Origin of the sequence: Streptomyces similanensis (genome assembly GCF_039543625.1) — a bacterium.
Taxonomy (GTDB): domain Bacteria; phylum Actinomycetota; class Actinomycetes; order Streptomycetales; family Streptomycetaceae; genus Streptomyces; species Streptomyces similanensis.
In genome coordinates, this window is record NZ_BAABKC010000044.1 from 163,397 (window position 1) to 183,540 (window position 20,144).

Here is a 20,144-nt window from a genome sequence, read left to right on the forward strand (position 1 = left end):
TACCAGCCCTTCCCGAGCGTCTAGGCCACCGAACGAAGGACGTCTGCATGCGTCACCTGATCTCACTGACCGATCTGACCGACGACGAGCTGTACGCGTTGGTCGCCCGGGGGGCGGAGTTCGCCGCCGGGGCGGTCGCCGAGCCGCTGCGGGACGCGATCGTCGGCGTCTACTTCCGCCGCACCTCGACCCGTACCCGTACCGCCTTCACCAGCGGGGCGCTGCGGCTCGGCGCGCGGACGATCACCTTCGGACCCGACGACCTCCAGCTGAACACCGGGGAGAGCACCGAGGACACCGGCCGGGTGCTGTCCGGGATGCTGGACCTGCTGGTGGCCCGGACCGCGGACGCGACGGACGAACTGCGGTCCTGGGCCGCGGCCGGGCCGATGTCGGTGGTCAACGCGATGAGCGCGGAGGAGCACCCGACGCAGGGGCTCACCGATCTGACCACCCTGCACTGTCACTTCGGCCGGATCGAGGGGCTGCGGGTGCTGTACGTGGGCGAGGGCAACAACAGCGCGGCGGCGCTCGCGCTGGCCCTCACCCGCTACCCGGACACCGAGCTGGAGCTGCGCACCCCACCGGGTTACGGGCTGGCGCCCGACATCCTGGCCACCGCCGCCGAGCAGGCGGCGCGCAGCGGCGCGAAGCTGTCCGAGCAGCACGACATGGCCGCGCTGCCGGCCGGTTTCGACGCCGTGTACACCACCCGCTGGCAGACCACCGGCACCAGCAAGCCGACCGCCGACTGGCGGACCGTGTTCGCCCCGTTCCAGGTGACGGGCGCCCTGTGGGAGAACAGCCCCGAGGCGGTGTTCCTGCACGACCTGCCCGCCCACCGGGGCGAGGAGGTCACCGCCGAGGTGCTGGACGGCCCGGCGAGCCTGGCGTTCACGCAGGCCACGCACAAGCTGCACAGCGCCATGGCGGTCCTGGAGTGGTGCCGGGCGGCCGGCCGTCCATGAGAAAGAGGCTGACGCCCGGCCCGGCCGAGGGCGGACACAAGCTGCCGTCGCTGCGCAGCTACCGCGACTTCCGGCTGCTGTGGACCGGCTCGGCGATGTCGGTGATGGCCGAGCGCTGCTCGGGCATGGCCTTCACCCTGCTGGTGCTGTGGCACACCGGGTCGAAGAGCGCCGCGGGTCTCGTGGGGTTCGCCGGACTGCTGCCGTCGCTGCTCGTGCAGTTGCCGGCGGGCGTCCTGGTGGACCGCATGAACCGGCGGCGGGTCATGATGACGTGCGTCGTGGTACGGATGATCGCCGTGGCCACGGTCGCCGCCTCCCTGGCGGGGGACCAGGTGCGGGTGTCGCACATCGCCGTGGTGGCGTTCGTGCAGAGCAGCATGACCGTCTTCTACCAGCTGTCCGAGCGGGCCATGGTGCGCGGTGTGGTGCCGCGCCAGCAGCTGAGCGCGGCGATGGCCACCAACGAGGCCCGCTCGCGCGGGGTCAACTTCATCGCCAACCCGACCAGCGGGGCGATGTTCGGTCTGTCGGCGTGGGTGCCGTTCCTGTCGAGCGTGGGGCTCTACCTCTTCTCGCTGATCACCCTGGTGCGGCTGCGCAAGGAGAACCAGCCGCCGCCGCGCAAGGGGCCCGGCGGGCGGCGGCTGCGCGCCGAGGTCTCGGCCGGGCTGCGCTGGGTGTGGAGCAGGGCCTACTTCAGGACGGCGCTGCTGATCATCGCGGGCAGCAACCTGGTCTTCCAGGGGCTCATCCTGACGGTGGCCGTGGTGATCAGGGAGGACGGGGGCGCCGCGGGCACCATCGGTCTGATCATGGCGGCGGGCGGCATGGGCGGTCTGTGCGGGGCGCTGTCCGGCGGCTGGCTGAACCGGCGGCTGCCGATGCGGCACATCGTGGTCCTGGCGCACACCGCCTGGGCCGTGGTGATGCCCAGTGCGGTGTTTTTCCGGCAAGCGATGGCACTTGGGGCGCTTTTCTACATAACGTCGTTTATAGGAGCCACTGTTACCGTCTCCGGCATGTCTTATCAGGTGCGCATCACCCCCAACGACATGCAGGGGCGGGTCGGCAGCGTCGTCATGCTCCTGGTGTCGGGGGCGAGTTCGCTCGGCGCGCTCGGTACCGGATATCTGCTGGAGGCGGTCGGCAGCCGGCACACCCTCATGGGGCTCTCGGCCGTGATGGCCGTGCTGGCCCTGGTGGCGGCCGCCGTGTTCAGCAGACCCGGAGCGGCCCGGGAGGACCGCGCGGACAGCACCGAACCTCCCGACGCGGCGCTGACACCCCCCGAGCCGGCCGTGCCGCCGGCGCTGGACCCGCCCGCACCGGCCTCCGTCGTGGACGGGACGCCGGCTGATCCCCTCACCACACTGGAAGCGCGGAGAACCGATGGATGACGCAGTCCGGCTGGAGTCGCTGACCAAGACCTACGGGTCCGGCGACAATGCGGTCAGCGCCTTGCGCGACGTAGAGCTGTCCTTTCCCCGAGGCGGCTTCACCGCGATCATGGGGCCCTCGGGCTCCGGCAAGTCCACCCTCTTACAGTGTGCGGCCGGTCTCGACCGGCCCACCTCCGGGCGGGTGTTCATCGACGGCCAGGACATCTCGGCACTCAACGAGACCCAGCTGACCGAACTGCGCCGCGCCTCCACCGGCTTCATCTTCCAGTCGTTCAACCTGCTGCCGTCGCTGACCGCCGAGCAGAACGTGGGGCTGCCGATGCGGCTCGCGGGCCACAAGCCGCCGCGCGGGGCGGTGCGCGAGGCGCTCGCCCAGGTCGGCCTGGAGCACAAGGCCGGCAGCAGGCCCAGCCAGCTCTCCGGCGGCCAGCAGCAGCGGGTGGCCATCGCCCGCGCCCTGGTGACCCGGCCCGCGGTGCTGTTCGCCGACGAGCCCACCGGCGCCCTCGACCTGACCACCGGCCGCGAACTGCTCTCCACCCTGCGCGAGCTGGCCGGTCCGGGCGAGGGCGACGGCCAGGTGACGACCACCATCGTCATGGTCACCCACGACCCGAACGTGGCCGCCTACGCGGACCGGGTGCTGTTCCTCGCCGACGGCGGTCTGGTCGGCGAACTCCAGCGGCCGACCGCCGAGGCCGTCGCCGCCCGCATGACCTACCTGGCGGTGTCCTCGTGATCGGCGTGGCCTTCCAGACCCTGCGGGCCCGCTGGGTCTCCTTCCTCGGCACGGTCGTCGCCCTGGTCCTCGGCGTGGCGCAGGTCGCGGCCATGGGACTGCTGCTGACGACCGCGTTCGACCTGCCCGACCGGCCGGTGGAACGCTTCGCGGGCGCGCCCGCCGTGGTGGTCCCCGACTCGCCGAACTGGGACCCGGCCCAGCACGACCTGGGCATCCGCTCCCCCCAGGCGGCCCGCGGGCTGAGCCCCGAACTGCGCGACAAGGTCGCCGCGACCGGCGAGACCGTCGTGGACCGCGCCTTCTACGCGCAGCTGAGCGACGGCCCCAAGGACCAGGTGGGCCACCCGTGGGCGGTGGCCCGGTTCGGCGGCTACCGGCTCACCTCCGGCGCCGCGCCCACCGGGGACGACCAGATCGTCGTCCCCTCCGACCAGGCCCGCACCGGCGCGAAGGTGACCGTGCTGACGGCGTCGGCCGTCCGGACGTACACCGTCAGCGGCACCGTCGCCCCGGTCGGCTACGAGGACGCCGTCTTCTTCTCCGACCAGGAGGCCGCCCGGCTGTCGCCGCGGATCGACGCGCTGGCCGCGCTCGGCCCGCCGGCGGCGGTCAAAGCCGCCGCCGGCGACCAGGCCGACGTGCTCACCGGCGCGGACCGGCACAAGGCCGACGCCAGCGAGGCCGAGGACCGCGAGACCCTGGACAACACCATCACCCTGGTGCCGGTGATGGCGAGCGTCGCCGGAACCACCGCCGTCTTCGTGGTGGCGTCCACCTTCGCCTTCGCCGTCGTCCAGCGCCGCCGGGAGGTCGCCCTGCTGCGCGCGGTCGGCGCGACGCCCCGGCAGGTGCGCAAGATGGTCCGCAACGAAGCCCTCCTGGTGGGCGGCGTCTCGTCCGCGGCCGGCGTCGTCCTCGGCCTGTTCGGGGCGCAGCTCCTGGCCGACATGCTGATCTCCATGGGCGTGTCGCCGAGCTGGTTCACCATCACCCCCTCGCTGCACTGGACCGTGCTGGCGCCGCTGGCCGGCGCCTTCCTGGTGGGGCTGCTGGTGTCGGTGGGCGGCGCGGCGGCCGCGGCCGGCCGGGCCGGCGCCGTCCAGCCGATCGAGGCGCTGCGGGAAGCCGCCGTCGACGACACCGGCGTCACCCCCGGCCGTGCCCTGCTCGGCGGGGCCGCGCTGGTCGGCGGCCTCGGCTGGACCGCGTGGATCGCCACCGGCTCCCCGGTGACGGTGCTCTCGCCGACCGTTTATGTGGTGTCGCTGATGGTGCCGGTGCTGGCGGCCGCGATCCTCGCGCCGATGGCCGTCGGACCGCTGACCCGGCTGCTGATGTGGCCGTGGCGCAACTCCGCCGGACCCACCGCCCTGCTGGTCCGGCAGAGCGCGCTGACCTCCCGCCGCCGCACCGCGGCCACCGTCGCGCCGGTGCTGCTCACCGTCGGCCTGGCGTTCTCCCTGCTCGCCGCGACCGACTCGCTGGGCGCGGCCCGCGACAGCGGCCTCCAGCACCAGGTGACGGCCCCGTACGCGCTCGCCCCCGACGGCACCCCCGGCATCAGCACCGAGGTGGTCGACCGGGTGGCGCGGGTGCCCGGCGTGAAGATCGCCGCCCCCCTGCTCACCACGATCTACGAGAAGGACGAGGACCGCTACGACGAGAACGACGGCATGGTGGTGGACACCGCGGCGCTGAAGCGGGCCATGAACCTGGAGGTCGTCGCCGGCTCCCTGGACGACCTGAACGACGACAGCATGGCCGTCGCCGACCTGTGGCACCTGGACGTCGGCTCCACCCAGACCCTGCTGATGGCCGACGGCAGCACCGTCCGCCTCAAGGTCGCCGCCGTCTACAAGGCGCTGCGCGGCGAGGACGTGGCCTATCTGCCGCCGCGGTTCGCCCGCACCGCCCAGTACGCGCGTGACGGCCTCGCCCGCCGCGCCTACATCACCCTGGACCCGGGCACCGACCGCGCGGCGGCCGAGGCGGCCATCCGCAAGGCGGTCGCCGGCGCGGACGCCACCTTCCTGACCCGGGACGAACTGGTCGCCTCGGAGGCCGCCTACGCACGGCACCTGAACGAGGTGCGGCAGCGCTCCACCGCGCTGATCATCATGCTGTTCTGCTTCATCGCAATCCTCAACACGCTGCTCATGGCGACCGCCGACCGCCGCCGCGACCTGGCGGTGCTGCGCACCTCGGGCGCCACACCGCGCCAGGTCCTGCGGTTCTTCGTCGCCGAGTCGCTGCTGGTGTCGGCGATCGGCGTGGTGCTGGCGCTGGCCGCGGGCGCCGCCAACCTCGCCGGGCTGTGGGGGGCGCTGTACCAGCTGTTCGGCGCCACCCCGATCGTCGTGCCGTACACCGTCGTCCTGGGCGTCACGGTGGTCTCCGCGCTGCTCGCGGTCGTCGGCACGGTGCTTCCGGTCGGCGCGGCCCTGCGCGCCCGCGCCGTGCAGCTGATCGGCGCCCGCGAGTAGCCCGCCGCGGGGCGGGCGGCGGCCCGCCCCGCGGTCTTCCCGGACGCACAGTCCGCCCGGCCCCCTCCAGCTCTCCCGGACCCACACGGCCCGGTCCCGACCCCCGCGGGACCGGGCCGTGTGCTGTCCGCGGCGGGCGCCGCGCCGTCTCCGCGGCCGCCCCCGGGCGCGGCCGCGGTGGCCCGCAGGTGCAAAAGAGAGCCCGTAAGAGCCCCGATATAGCTCGCCGTCCGACGCTGAGCGGGCATCCGACCACAGAAGGGGCACCGTCATGGCTGACGAGCAGACCGACCACCGCACCTACCGGGTCGTCCTGAACGACGAGGAGCAGTACTCGATCTGGGACGCGCACCGCGAACTCCCGGCCGGCTGGCACGCCGAGGGCACCGAGGGTCCGCGCGAGCACTGCCTCCAGCGGATCGAGGAACTCTGGACGGACCTCCGTCCGGCCAGCCTGCGCCGCCGCATGGACGAGACGGCCGCCTGAGGGCTGCCGCCCGGGCACGGCAGGAGGCGCGAGCGGCAGCGGGCGGCCCCGGCGGCTCGTCCCACCGGGGCCGGCCGTGCCGCACGGCCGCCGTGCCGGCGCCGGCGCCGCACCGCGATCACCCAGCAGGCAGCAGACAGCAGTCAGCACACGCAGCACGTCGTTCGAACGAAGGTCGGGAGGGGCGCTCAGCATGGCTACGGGCGAAGTTGGCACGGACGGACAGGTCGACAGCAGGCGCGAGGAACTGGTGCGGGCCCGGCTCGCCGGCGGCCGCGGCGGGCGGCGGGCCGCCGTCACCGCGATCGGCAGGGACGGCCCGCTGGCCCTCTCCCACGGGCAGCAGCAGATGTGGTTCCTCAGCCGGCTCGACCCGGACAGCTGGGAGTACAGCGTCCCGGTGGCGCTCCGGCTGCGCGGACCGGTCGACACCGGCCTGCTGCGCCGCGGCTTCGAGGAGCTGGTGGCCCGCCACGAGATCCTGCGCACCCGCTACGGCCTCGACGGCGCCGACCCCGTCCAGCTGATCGACGCGCCCGGCCCGTTCGACCTGCCCGTCGACGACCTCACCGGCGGCGGCACGCCCGCCGAGCGGGAGCGGCGGGCCCGTGCGCTGGCCGAGGCGGAACCGGGCCGCCCCTTCGACCTGGCCGAGGGCGCGCCGCTGCGGGCCCGGCTGATCCGCGTCGACGCCGAGGACCACCTGCTGGTCGTCGTCTTCCACCACGTGGCCTGCGACGAGTGGTCCGTCGGCCTGTTCCTGTCCGAACTCGCCGCGCTCTACGAGGCGTTCGGCCGGGGCGAGCCGTCACCGCTGGCCCCGCTGCCGGTCCAGTACGCCGACTACGCGGCCTGGCAGCGCCGCCGCCTCGACAGCGGCGCGCTCGACCACCAGCTCGACCACTGGCGCGAGCGCCTGGCCGGCCTCGACCCGCTGGAGGTGCCGGCCGACCGGCGCCGCCCCGCCACCCGCTCCTACGCCGGCGACGCCGTGCCCGTACACCTGCCCGCCCCGCTCGCCGCCCGGCTGCGGGATGTCGGCGCGGCGCACGGCGCGACCCTCTTCCACACCCTCCTCGCCGGCTACCAGGGTCTGCTGTCGCGCTACACCGGCCGCGACGACATCGCCGTCGGCACCGTGGTCTCCGGCCGCAACCGGCCCGAGCTGGAAGGGCTCATCGGCTACGGCATCAACACCCTGGTGCTGCGCGGCAGCTGGCAGGGCGACCCCACCTTCCGGGAGCTGGTCACCGGCGCCCGCGGATGCGTCCTGGACGCCTTCGACCACCAGGAGTTCCCCTTCGCCCGCCTGGTGGACGAGCTGGCCCCGGTCCGCGACCTGTCGCGCACCCCGCTGTGCCAGGTCGCGTTCACCATGCACCGCGAACGCGCCACCGGCTTCGCCCTGCCCGGCGTAGACGCCGAGGCCCTGACCGCGACCTCCCGCGTCTCCCGCTTCGACCTCACCCTCCAGCTGCGCGAGAGCGACGACGGCTCGGTGACCGGGACGCTGGAGTACAGCACCGCCCTGTACGACCGCGGCACCGTCGAGCGCATGGCCCGGCACCTGGTGCGACTGCTGGAGTCGGCCGCCGCCGACCCCGACCGCCCCCTGTCCCGCCTGGACATGCTCGACGCCGCCGACCTCGCCGCCCTGCTGCCCGAGGTCCACACCTTCGACGCGCCCACCCGCTGCGTCCACGAACGGGTCGCCGAGCGGGCCGCCGCCACCCCCGACGCCGTCGCCGTCGTCTGCGGCGCCGAACGCCTCACCTACGCCGAGCTGAACACCCGCGCCAACCGGCTCGCCCACCACCTGCGCTCCCTCGGCGCCGGCCCCGGCCGCCTGGTCGGCGTCCTGCTCGACCGCGGACCGCACCTCGTGCCCACCCTGCTCGCCGTGCTGAAGTCCGGCGCCGGCTACCTCCCGCTGGACCCGCAGCACCCCGCCGACCGGATCGCGTACACGCTCCAGGACGCGGGCGCCGACCTCGTCGTCACCACCGTCGGCCACGCCGACCACCTGGGCGGCGCGATACCCGGCCGCCTCGTCGTCCTGGACGACCCCGGGCAGGCCGCCGAACTGGCCGCCCGGCCCGCCGAGGACCCGCACTCCGGCGCCACCCCCGGCGACCTGATCTACGCCATCTACACCTCCGGCTCCACCGGCCGCCCCAAGGGCGTCGGCCTCAGCCACACCAACGTGCTGCGCCTGTTCAGCACCACCGAGCGGTACTACGGCTTCGGCGAGCACGACGTGTGGGCCCTCTTCCACTCGTACGCCTTCGACATGTCGGTGTGGGAGATCTGGGGCGCCCTGATGCACGGCGGACGGCTCGTCGTCGTACCGCCGGAGACCTCCCGGTCGCCCGAGGAGTTCCTGCGGCTGCTCGCCGCCGAGCGGGTCACCGTCCTCAACCAGACCCCGTCCGCCTTCCGCGGCCTGGTCGCCCTGGCCGCCGAGGACCACCCGCTGATCGGCGAACTCGCCCTGCGCGTCGTCTCCTTCGGTGGCGAACGGCTCGACGTGCCCGCCCTGCGGCCCTGGGTGGAGCGCCGCGGCCTGGACCGCACCGCCCTCACCAACCTGTACGGCATCACCGAGACCTGCGTGCACACCACGTTCCACCTGGTCACCGAGGCCGACCTGGACTCCGACACCGGCAACCCGATCGGCGTGCCGCTGCCCGACCTCCAGGTCCACCTGTTCGGCCCGCACGGCGAACTCGTCCCGGTCGGCGTGCCCGGCGAGATCCACGTCGGCGGCCCGGGCGTCGCCCTCATGTACCTGGGCCGGCCCGCCCTCACCGCCGAGCGCTTCGTCCCCGACCCGTACGGCGTCCCCGGCACCCGCCTCTACCGCAGCGGTGACCTCGCCTCCCGGCGGCCCGACGGCAGCCTCGACTACCTGGGCCGCATCGACCACCAGGTCAAGATCCGCGGCCACCGCATCGAACTCGGCGAGATCAAGGCCGCGCTCACCACCCACCCGCGGGTCCGCGACGCCGTCGTGGTCGCCCGCGAGGACACCCCCGGCGACCGCCGCCTGATCGCCTACGTCGTGCCCACCGGCGACGCCGTGGCCGCGCCCAGCGAACTGCGCGCCCTGCTCGCCCGCAGCCTGCCCGCGTACATGATCCCGGCCGCGTTCCTCGTCGTCGGCCGCATCCCGCTCACCGTCAACGGCAAGCTGGACCAGGCCGCCCTGCCCACCCCCGACCGCGGGGCGCTCGGCGTCGACGCCGTGCACGTCGCGCCGCGCACCCCGGCCGAGGAGGAGATGGTCGCCGTCTGGCGCGACGTCCTCGGCGTGGAGACCGTCGGCGTGGAGGACAACTTCTTCGACCTCGGCGGCGACTCGCTGCGCGCCGTCGCCCTCGTCGGCGCGTTGCGCGGCGGCGAGTACGACGTCACCGTCCGCGACGTCTTCGAGCACCGCACCCCCGCGGAACTCGTCACCTTCGCCACCGGCCGCCCCGCCCCCGCCGCACCGCGCCCGCCCGTCGCCCCGTTCGCCCTGATCGCGGACGAGGACCGCGAGCGGCTGCCGGAGGGCCTGGCGGACGCCTATCCGCTGGCGCAGGTGCAGCTCGGCATGGTCGTGGAGATGCTCGCCGACGACGGCCGCAACCACTACCACAACTCCACCTGCTTCCGGATCCTGGACGACCACCCCCTGGACCCGGAGGTCCTCCAGCGGACCGTGGACACCGTCCTCGCCCGGCACGAGATCCTGCGCTCCTCCTTCGCCATCGAGGGCTACTCCGTCCCGCTCCAGCTGGTGCACCCGGCCGACGCCGTGACCACCGCCGTCACCGCACGGGACCTCACCGGCCTCGACCCGGACGCCGTCGAGCGGTCGCTGCGCGCCTACATGGCCGAGGAGCGCACCCACCTCTTCGACCTGACCCGCGCGCCCCTGGTCCGCTTCACCGGCCACGCCTGCGACGACGGCTCCTGGTGGCTGACCCTCACCGAGTGCCACGCCGTCCTGGAGGGCTGGAGCCACCACTCCCTCCTGATGGAGCTGGTCACCACCTACCACGCCCTGCGCACCGGCGAGCCCCTGCCCGAGACGGACGCGCCCGCCGTCCGGTACGCGGACTTCGTCGCCGCCGAACTGGAGTCGCTCGCCGCCGACGAGGACCGCGCCTACTGGCGGGACGTCCTCGCCGAGCACGCGCCCTTCGAGATCCCCGGCGGCCTCGGCGACGACCCGACAAACACCCCGAGCGGCCTCAACCGGTCCTGGGTGCCCTACCACGACCTGGAGGCCGGGCTGCGCGCCCTCGCCACCCAGGCCAAAGCGCCCATCAAGAGCGTGCTGCACGCGGCGCACCTGAAGGTGATGAGCCAGCTCACCCCCGAGGAAGCCTTCTTCACCGGCCTCGTCACCAACGCCCGCCCGGAGGCCGCCGGCGCGGAGCGCGTCTACGGCGTCTACCTCAACCCGCTGCCCTTCGCCCACCGGCGCGACGCGCGCACCTGGCGGGACCTGGTCCGGCGGGTCTTCGACCAGGAGATCTCGGTCTGGCCGCACCGCCGCTTCCCGCTCGGCGCCATGCAGCGCGAACTCGGCGCCGGCGGACGCCTCGTCAACGTCCGGTTCAGCTACCAGAACTTCCGCCAGGTCGACCAGGACCTGGTCGACTACCCGGCCACGATCGACGACAGCCCCACCGAGTTCCCGCTCGGCGTCTCCACCCGGGCCGGCTTCATGGTGATCACGGCCCAGCGCCACTACCTCGGCCGCGCGGCGGTGGACCGGCTCGCGGCGATGTACCGGGCGGTGCTGGAGTCCATGGCCGCCGACGTGGACGGCGACGCCCAGGAGGTCTTCCTCCCGGACGGCGAACGCGACCGCGTCCTGACGTCGTGGAACGACTCGGCGGCGGCGGTCCCGGACGTGTCCGTACCCGAGCTGATCGCACGCCAGGCGACCGAACGGCCCGACGCGGTCGCGGTCGCCTCGGGCGACACGACGCTGACGTACGCCGAGCTGGACGTCCGGGCCAACCGCCTGGCACACGCGCTGCGCGAAGCAGGTGTCGGCGCGGAGTCCTCGGTGGCGGTCCTGCTTGACCGCTCTGTGGACCTTGTCGTGTCGCTGCTGGCGGTGTGGCGGGCCGGCGCGGGTTACGTTCCCATGGACCCGGTGCTCCCGGCCGCGCGGATCGCGGGCATGGTCGCCGACGCGGGGGCGCGGGTGGCGGTGACCTCACAGGCGTACGCCGACCGGTTCGCCGTGCCTGTGGTGCGGGTGGACGAGGACCACTCCCACCAGCCGGACACGGCGCCCGAGACGGTGCCCGACCCGGACACCCTCGCCTACACCATCTTCACCAGCGGCTCCACCGGCCGCCCCAAGGGCGTCCAGGTCACTCACCGCAACCTCACCAACCACATCCACTGGGCCGCACAGGAACTCACCACGGCGGGCTCGGGCGGCGCGCCGGTCTTCTCCTCCACCGCCTTCGACCTCGTCGTCCCCAACCTGTGGGCACCCCTGGTCACAGGCCAGCGCACCTGGCTGTTCCACGGTGAGCTGACCGATCTGGGGACGGCTCTGGCAGCCGCGGGACCGTTCTCGTTCATCAAGCTCACCCCCGGACATTTGGAGATCCTGTCCGGGCAGCTGTCGGACACCCAGATCAGCACCCTCACCCGCAAGGTCGTCGTCGCGGGTGAAGCACTCCCCGGCTCCCTGGTGGAGCGGTGGCGGCAGATCCTCGGCGACGGACAGGTCATCAACGAGTACGGGCCGACCGAAACCACCGTCGGCACCTGCACCTACCCGCTGACCGAACCCTTCGAGGGCGTCGTCCCCATCGGACGACCCCTGCCCAACATGGTCATGCGCATCCTCGACCACCACCTCCAACCCGTCCCCGTCGGAGCAGTCGGCGAACTCCACGTCGGCGGCACCGGAGTAGCCCGCGGCTACGCGGGCGACCCCGCCCGCACCGCCGAACGCTTCCTCCCCGACCCCTACGGCCCCGCCGGCAGCCGCCTCTACCGCACCGGAGACCTCGCCCGCTGGCGCACCGACGGCAGCGTCGAATTCCTCGGCCGCATCGACAACCAAGTCAAGATCCGCGGCTACCGCATCGAACTCGGCGAAATCCGCGCCGCCCTCACCGCGAGCACAGAGGTCACCGACGCCGCCGTCATCGCCACCGACGACCAACGCCTCATCGCCTACATCGTCGGCGACATCCCCGACCTCACCGACACCCTGCCCGACTACATGACCCCCACCACCTACATCCAACTCGACGCCCTCCCCCTCACCCCCAACGGCAAACTCGACCACCGCGCCCTCCCCACCCCCGACGACACCGACACCGCCGACACCCACACCGCACCCCGCACCCCCACCGAAGAACGCATCGCCGCCATCTGGAGCAAGGTCCTCGGCCTGGAAACCGTCGGCGTCGAAGACAGCTTCTTCGACCTCGGCGGACACTCCATCAAAGCCATCGCCCTCGTCGGCGCCCTCCGCGCCGAAGGCTTCCAGGCCGCCGTACGCGACGTCTTCCAGCACCGCACCATCGCCAACCTCGCCGCCAACCTCACCGGCGCCGAGGACACCGACACCGGTACCGAGGACACCCTCGTCGCCCCGTTCGCCCTGGTCAGGGACGAGGACCGGGAGCGGCTGCCGGAGGGCCTGGTGGACGCCTATCCGCTGGCGCAGGTGCAGCTCGGCATGCTGGTCGAGATGCTCGCCGACGACGGGCGGAACAAGTACCACAACACCACCACGTTCCGGATCAAGGACGGGCGGCCGTTCGACGTGGCCGCCCTGCGCCGCGCCGGTCAGGCCGTGGTGGACCGGCACGAGATGCTGCGGGCCTCCTTCGACCTGGAGACGTACGCGGTACCGCTCCAGCTCATCCACGCCTCGGCGGACCTCCCCGTGACGGTGCACGACCTGCGCGCCCTGAGCCCCGAGCAGCAGGCCGAGGCGCGCCGCAGGCACATCGTCACCGAACGCGCCACCGCCTTCGCACTCGACCGCGCTCCGCTGCTGCGGGTCTCCGCGCTGGTCGAGTCCGACGAGGCGTGGTGGCTGTCGGTCAGCGTCTGCCACCCGATCACGGAGGGCTGGAGCCACCGCAACCTCCTCAGCGACATCGTCGAGGGCTACCTGCGCCTGCGGGCCGGCGAGCGGCTGCGCGAGGTGGCCGTGCCCGAGGTCCGGTACGCGGACTTCGTGGCGGCCGAGCAGGCGTCGCTCGACTCGGACGAGGACCGCGCCTACTGGCGGGACGTGCTCACCGAGCACGCCAAGTTCGAACTCCCCACCGGCTGGGGCGCCCCGGAGCCCGGGGACCACGCCGTGACCACGCACGTGCCGCTCGGCGACCTCACCGCCTCGCTGCGGTCCGCCGCGCACACCACGGGCACCTCGCTGAAGGCGGTGCTGCTCGCAGCGCACCTGAAGGTGATGAGCCAGCTCACCGTGGAGGAGGCGTTCTGCACCGGCCTCGTCTCCAGCGGCCGCCCCGAGGTGGAGGGCGCGGAGCGCGTCTACGGCATGTACCTCAACACGGTGCCGTTCGCCCACCGGCGGGGCGCCCGCACCTGGGCCGCGCTCATCCGCCAGGTGTTCCAGCAGGAGACCGAACTCTGGCCGCACCGCCGCTTCCCGATGCCCGTCATGCAGCGGGAACTGGGCGACGGCGCCCGTCTCCTCGACGTCCGCTTCAGCTACCTCGACCTCTCCGACGCCCAGGCCGACAGCGACCTGGTCGACACCGAGTCCGGCGACGGCGAGGGTGCCACCGAGTTCGGCCTGGCGATCGCCGCCCGCGGCAGCGGGCTGCTGCTCACCACCGACCCGGCGGTCCTCGGCCGTACGGCGGCGGACCGGCTCGCGGCGATGTACCGGGCGGTCCTGGAGGCCATCGCCACGGACGTGGACGGCGACGCACGCGAGGCGTTCCTGCCGGACGGCGAGCTGGAGCACGTCCTCATGACGTGGAACGACTCGGCGGCGGCGGTGCCGGACGTGTCGGTACCCGAGCTGATCGCCCGCCAGGCGACCGAACGGCCCGACGCGGTCGCGGTCGCCTCGGGCGACACCACACTGACGTACGCCGAACTGGACGCCCGGGCCAACCGCCTGGCCCACACACTGCGCGAAGCGGGCGTGAGCACGGAGTCCTCCGTGGCGGTCCTCCTCGACCGCTCGACCGACCTCGTCGTAGCGCTGCTGGCGGTGTGGCGGGCCGGTGCGGGTTACGTCCCGATGGACCCGGTGCTGCCCGCCGGACGCATCGCGGGCATGGTCGCCGACGGCGGCGTACAGACCGCCCTCACGACCAAGGCATACGCCGACCGGTTCACGGTCCCCGTCGTACGGGTGGACGAGGACCACTCCCACCAGCCGGACACGGCGCCCGAGACGGCGCCCGACCCGGACTCCCTCGCCTACACCATCTTCACCAGCGGCTCCACCGGCCGCCCCAAGGGCGTCCAGGTCACCCACCGCAACCTCACCAACCACATCCACTGGGCGGCACAAGAACTCACCACGGCAGGAACCGGCGGCGCACCGGTCTTCTCCTCCACCGCCTTCGACCTCGTCGTCCCCAACCTATGGGCACCCCTCGTCACAGGCCAGCGCACCTGGCTGTTCCACGGCGAACTCACCGATCTGGGAACGGCTCTGGCAGCCGCGGGACCGTTCTCCTTCATCAAGCTCACCCCCGGCCACCTCGAAATCCTCTCCGGCCAGCTCACCGACACCCAGATCAGCACCCTCACCGGCAAGGTCGTCGTCGCGGGCGAAGCACTCCCCGGCTCACTGGTCGAGCGGTGGCGGCAGATCCTCGGCGACGGACAGGTCATCAACGAATACGGGCCCACCGAAACCACCGTCGGCACCTGCACCTACCCGCTGACCGAACCCTTCGAGGGCGTCGTCCCCATCGGACGACCGCTGCCCAACATGGTCATGCGCATCCTCGACCACCACCTCCAACCCGTCCCCGTCGGAGCAGTCGGCGAACTCCACGTCGGCGGCACCGGAGTGGCGAGGGGATACGCAGGAGACCCCGCCCGCACCGCCGAACGCTTCCTGCCCGACCCCTACGGCCCCGCCGGCAGCCGCCTCTACCGCACCGGAGACCTCGCCCGCTGGCGCACCGACGGCAGCGTCGAATTCCTCGGCCGCATCGACAACCAGGTCAAAATCCGCGGCTACCGCATCGAACTCGGCGAAATCCGCGCCGCCCTCACCGCACACCCCCAGGTCACCGACGCCGCCGTCATCGCCACCGACGACCAACGCCTCATCGCCTACATCGTCGGCGACATCCCCGACCTCACCGACACCCTGCCCGACTACATGACCCCCACCACCTACATCCAACTCGACGCCCTCCCCCTCACCCCCAACGGCAAACTCGACCACCGCGCCCTCCCCTCCCCCGACGACACCGACACCGCCGACACCCACACCGCACCCCGCACCCCCACCGAAGAACGCATCGCCGCCATCTGGAGCAAGGTCCTCGGCCTCGAAACCGTCGGCGTCGAAGACAGCTTCTTCGACCTCGGCGGACACTCCATCAAAGCCATCGCCCTCGTCGGCGCCCTGCGCGCCGAAGGCTTCCAAGCCGCCGTACGCGACGTCTTCCAGCACCGCACCATCGCCAACCTCGCCGCCAACCTCACCGGCGCCGGCGAGCCGCTCGACGCGTTCCGTCCCGTGGAGCGGTTCGTGCTGGTCGGGGAGGAGGACCGGGGGAGGCTGCCGGACGGGCTGGTGGACGCGTACCCGGTCGCGCGGATGCAGCTCGGCATGCTGGTGGAGATGCTCGCCGACGACGGGCTGAACAAGTACCACAACACGGCCACCTTCCGGATCAACGACGGACGGCCGTTCGACGCGGAGGCCCTGCGCCGCGCGGCGCGGACCGTGGTGGAGCGGCACGAGATGCTGCGTACCGGCTTCGACCTGGAGAACTTCTCCGTGCCGTTGCAGCTGGTGCACCCGACGGCCGAGCCGCAGGTGACCGTGCAGGATCTGCGGTCGGCGGACGCGGAGCGGTTCGCCGAGGCGCGCCAGGAGCACATCGCCGCCGAGCGGGCCGCGCTGTTCGACCTGGAGCGGCCGCCGCTGCTGCGGCTCGCCGCCCTGGTCGAGTCGGAGGAGGCGTGGCACCTGGGCTTCACCCACTGCCACGCCATCACGGAGGGCTGGAGCCAGCAGTCGCTGCTGCGGGAGGTCCTGGACCTCTACCAGGCGTACGCGGCCGGTAACGTGCCGCGGGAGCCGGAGGCGGTGGCGGTGCGCTACGCCGACTTCGTCGCGGCCGAGCGGGACTCGCTCGCCTCCGACGAGGACCGTTCCTACTGGCAGGGCGTCGTGGACCGGTACGCGCCGTGCCGGCTGCCGGAGGAGTGGGGCGCCGGGATCACCCGGCCGCGGGAGGACTTCAAGCTGTCCGTGGACTTCCGCGACATCGAGCCGGCCCTGCGCGAGCTGGCCAGGTCCACCGACACCTCGTTCAAGGCGGTGCTCCTCGCCACGCACCTCAGGGTGCTGAGCACGGTCACCGGCGAGGCGGCCTTCCACACCGGTGTGGTCTACAGCGCGCGTCCCGAAGCGCCGGGCGCCGAGCGGGTGTTCGGCATGTATCTGAACACGCTGCCGTTCGGGCACGACCGGTCCGCGCGCACCTGGCGCGAGCTGGTGCGCCAGGTCTTCGACCGGGAGGCCGAGGTGTATCCGCACCGCCGGTACCCGCTGCCGGCCGTGCAGCAACTGGCGGGCGGAAAGCGGCTGTTCGACGTGATGTACCGCTACCAGGACTTCCACCAGACCGTCGGCAGCGCGGTGGACGTGCAGGCGGGCGCCGGGGACAGCTCCAACGAGTTCACGCTGTCCGTGGCCAACGTGCCGGGCCGGCTCGTCCTGCGCGCGGTCAGCACCGGTCTCGACCGGGCCAACGCGGAGCGGGTGGCGGGGATGTACCGGGCGGTCCTGGAGGCGATGGCCGCCGACCCGGACGGCGACGTGGACGCCCCGCTTCTGTCCACGGCGGAGATGGCCCAGGTCCTGGGCGACTTCAACGACACCGATATGGAGTGGGAATGAGGCGCTACGTCCATGAGGTGTTCGAGGGGCAGGCCGCGGCCACTCCCGACGCCGTCGCGGTGCGGACGGGCGGGCACCGGCTCACCTACCGGCGGCTCGACGAGGCGGCCAACCGCGTCGCCCACCGGCTGCGGGAGGCCGGGGTGGGACCGGAGTCGGTGGTCGGCGTGCTGCTGCGCCGGGGGCCGGACACCCTGCCGGTGCTGCTCGGCATCTGGAAGGCCGGCGGCTCCCACCTGCCGCTGGACACCGCCCTGCCGGCCGAGCGGCTGCGCTACATGCTGGAGACGGCGGGAGCACGGCTGACGGTGACGGACGGCGGCGGGGCCGGGCTGCTCGGTGCCGGGCACCGGGGCGAGATCCTGGACCTGGACCGGGAGCGCGAGCGGATCGCGGCCGGCCCGGCGACCCCGCCCGACCGGGCGGCGGACCGCGACCCGGACGATCCGGCGCGCACCCACCGGCTGGCGTACACCCTGTTCACGTCCGGTTCCACCGGGCGCCCCAAGGGGGTGCAGATCGGGCACTACGCGCTGCTCAACGTGCTGTTCTCGATGCGCCGCTGGCACCGTTCGCAGCCGGAGCACCGCTGGCTGGCGACCACCTCGCTCGCCTTCGACGTGTCCACGGCCGAGCTGTACCTGCCGCTGGTCACCGGCGGGCGGGTGGTGCTCGCCGACGACGAGGAGGCCCACGACCCGGCCGCGCAGCTGCGGCTCGTCGCCGCCGAGGGCGTCACCCACGTGCAGGCCACCCCGGCCGGGTGGAAGCTGCTGCTGGCCGCGGGGATGGACCGGCTGCCGGTCACCGCGGTCACCACCGGCGAGGAGTGCCCGCCCGACCTGGCCCGCGAACTGGTGGACCGCGTCGGCCGGTTGAGCAATCTGTACGGGCCGACCGAGACGACCGTCTGGTGCACCGGCGCCGATCTGACGCCGGACGACACGACGGTGCCGATCGGCCGGCCGCTGCCCAACTACCGCGCCTACGTGCTCGACGCGGCGCACCAGCCGGTGCCCGTGGGCGTGGTCGGCGAGCTGTACGTGGCGGGCGCGGGCATGGCCCGCGGCTACGCGGGCCGGCCGGCGCTCACCGCCGAGCGGTTCCTCCCGGAGCCGTACGGCGGGCCGCCGGGCTCCCGGATGTACCGCACCGGCGACCTGGCCCGGTTCCGCACCGACGGTCAGCTCGAATGCCTGGGGCGCGTGGACGCGCAGGTCAAGATCCGCGGCTTCCGCATCGAGCTGGGCGAGATCGAGGAGGTGCTGCGCGCCGGGGCGGACGTACGGGACGCCGCCGTGGTGGCCCGCGACGACGAGCAGGGCGAGAAGTGGCTGATCGCATACGTCGTGGGCACCGGCGGCACAGGCGGTGCGGACGGCGCGGACGGCGGGAACGGCGCGGTCGGCGCGGGGCCGGATCCGGCGGCGCTGCGCGACCGGCTGTCGGCGACCCTGCCGGCGTACATGGTGCCCGCGGCCTTCGTGCCGCTCCCGGCGCTGCCGCTGAACGCGGCTGGCAAGGTCGACCGGTCGGCGCTGCCCGCGCCCGGCCGCTCCGCCCTCGCCTCCGACCGCCCCTACGTGGCCCCCCGCACGGCCACCGAACAGCTGCTGGCCGACATCTGCGTCCAGGTGCTGGGCGTGAGCGGCGTCGGCGTGACGGACCGGCTCCAGGACATGGGTGCCGACTCGATGCGGATCGTGCACGTGATGGCGGCCGCCCGGCGGGCCGGGCTGGACCTGACCCTGCGGATGCTGCTGGACAGCGACACCGTCGAGGACCTGGCCGAGGCCCTCGACGGCGCCCTGCCCGGCGGCGCCGCGCCGAACGGCGGCACGGACGGCACCACGGCGGAGGACGGGGCGATGACAGGAACGGCGTCGGCGACGGGGGTGGTGCGGACCGGGCCGGCCGAGGACCTGACCCGCACCATGGCCGCGCACCGGGTGCCGGGCGCGGCGGTGGCCCTGCTCAGGGAAGGCCGGCTGGTGGGCGTGCAGGCGCACGGGGTGCGGTCGGCGGACGGCGGTCTGCCGGTGACGCTGCACACCCGCTTCCAGGCCGGGTCCGTCAGCAAGCAGGTCACCGCGTTCGCGGCGCTGCGCCTGGTCGCCCGCGGCGACCTGGACCTGGACGCGGACCTGGACCGCTACCTGGCCGGGCGGCGCGCGCCGCGCACCCCGGCCGGCGCCCCGGTCACGCTGCGCCACCTGCTGTCGAACACGGCGGGCTTCTCCAGCGCCGCGGCCACCTGGTGGCGGCCCGGGGAGCCGATGCCGGATCTGGACGCCGTCCTGGACGACGTCACCGCCGAGGACGAGCCGGGGGTCCGGTTCCGCAAGGCGGGCAGCCAGTGGGCGCTGGCCGAACGGCTGCTCATGGACGTCACCGGCCGGGACTTCCCCGACCTGGTGGACGAACTGGTGTTCGCGCCGCTCGCCATGGCGGACAGCTCCTTCACGCCGCCGCCGGACGGGACCGGGGCGCGCGACGACTGGGCCTGGGGCCACGACCAGCACGGGCGGCCGCTGCTGGACGGCTTCCGGGTGCGGCCGGTACGGGCCGGCAGCGGCCTGTGGTCCACCGCCGCCGACGTCGCCCAGCTCGCCGTGGAGATCCGCCAGGCCCATCTGGGCTGCTCCGACCTGCTGCCCGCCGCGCTGGCCACGCAGATGCTCACCGAGACCTTCCCCGGCAGCTTCTACGGTCTGGGCACGGTCGTCGACGGGTCGCTGGGCGAGCCGGAGTTCGGGCACGGCGGGCAGACCGCCGGGTTCCGCGCGCTGGTCTCGGTCCGGCTGCGGTCCGGCAGCGGCTGCGTGGTGCTGACCAACGGCGACGGCGGGAAGCACGTGCACAAGGCGGTCGCCGCGTCCCTGGGCCGCGAGCTGGTCGTCGCCGACGACTGACCCGCCGCGACGCCCCGCCGCCTGCCGCCGCCGCCGTCC

The 20,144-nt window shown here is 73.5% G+C and carries 7 protein-coding genes; all 7 read left to right on the forward strand.

What is annotated here, in order from left to right; genetic code table 11:
• The first annotated feature begins 47 nt into the window (after positions 1 to 47).
• The 7 genes from ABEB07_RS14945 (at position 48) to ABEB07_RS14975 (ending at position 20,105) form a co-directional block, all read left to right on the forward strand.
• The gene (locus ABEB07_RS14945) at positions 48 to 968 is read left to right on the forward strand and encodes an ornithine carbamoyltransferase (RefSeq protein WP_345668755.1); all 921 of its coding nucleotides are present in this window, start codon (positions 48 to 50) and stop codon (positions 966 to 968) included.
• Positions 965 to 2,368 (forward strand): MFS transporter, encoded by a 1,404-nt coding sequence (locus ABEB07_RS14950; protein WP_345668756.1) that lies wholly within the window; start codon positions 965 to 967, stop codon positions 2,366 to 2,368. Before ABEB07_RS14945 ends, ABEB07_RS14950 begins: the two co-directional genes overlap by 4 nt.
• The gene (locus ABEB07_RS14955; protein ID WP_345668757.1) at positions 2,361 to 3,110 is read left to right on the forward strand and encodes an ABC transporter ATP-binding protein; all 750 of its coding nucleotides are present in this window, start codon (positions 2,361 to 2,363) and stop codon (positions 3,108 to 3,110) included. The genes ABEB07_RS14950 and ABEB07_RS14955 overlap by 8 nt, the downstream gene beginning before the upstream one ends.
• Positions 3,111 to 3,115: 5 nt before the next feature.
• Positions 3,116 to 5,596 carry an ABC transporter permease gene (locus ABEB07_RS14960; RefSeq protein WP_345668758.1) on the forward strand — a complete coding sequence of 827 codons (2,481 nt, stop codon included), beginning with the start codon at positions 3,116 to 3,118 and terminating at the stop codon, positions 5,594 to 5,596.
• Between the two features lie 271 nt (positions 5,597 to 5,867).
• A complete protein-coding gene (locus ABEB07_RS14965; RefSeq protein ID WP_164585452.1) occupies positions 5,868 to 6,083 on the forward strand; it encodes an MbtH family protein in 216 nt (71 codons plus the stop codon).
• A 193-nt stretch (positions 6,084 to 6,276) separates the two neighbouring features.
• A complete protein-coding gene (locus tag ABEB07_RS14970) occupies positions 6,277 to 17,193 on the forward strand; it encodes an amino acid adenylation domain-containing protein (protein ID WP_345668759.1) in 10,917 nt (3,638 codons plus the stop codon).
• Positions 17,190 to 20,105 (forward strand): non-ribosomal peptide synthetase, encoded by a 2,916-nt coding sequence (locus ABEB07_RS14975; RefSeq protein ID WP_345668760.1) that lies wholly within the window; start codon positions 17,190 to 17,192, stop codon positions 20,103 to 20,105. Before ABEB07_RS14970 ends, ABEB07_RS14975 begins: the two co-directional genes overlap by 4 nt.
• Positions 20,106 to 20,144 lie beyond the last annotated feature (39 nt).

Coding starts and splice junctions, on each gene's coding strand:
- ABEB07_RS14970 (WP_345668759.1), top strand. CDS start 6,277: ATGGCTACGGGCGAAGTTGGCACGGACGGACAGGTCGACAGCAGGCGC.
- ABEB07_RS14950 (WP_345668756.1), top strand. CDS start 965: ATGAGAAAGAGGCTGACGCCCGGCCCGGCCGAGGGCGGACACAAGCTG.
- ABEB07_RS14955 (WP_345668757.1), top strand. CDS start 2,361: ATGGATGACGCAGTCCGGCTGGAGTCGCTGACCAAGACCTACGGGTCC.
- ABEB07_RS14965 (WP_164585452.1), top strand. CDS start 5,868: ATGGCTGACGAGCAGACCGACCACCGCACCTACCGGGTCGTCCTGAAC.
- ABEB07_RS14945 (WP_345668755.1), top strand. CDS start 48: ATGCGTCACCTGATCTCACTGACCGATCTGACCGACGACGAGCTGTAC.
- ABEB07_RS14975 (WP_345668760.1), top strand. CDS start 17,190: ATGAGGCGCTACGTCCATGAGGTGTTCGAGGGGCAGGCCGCGGCCACT.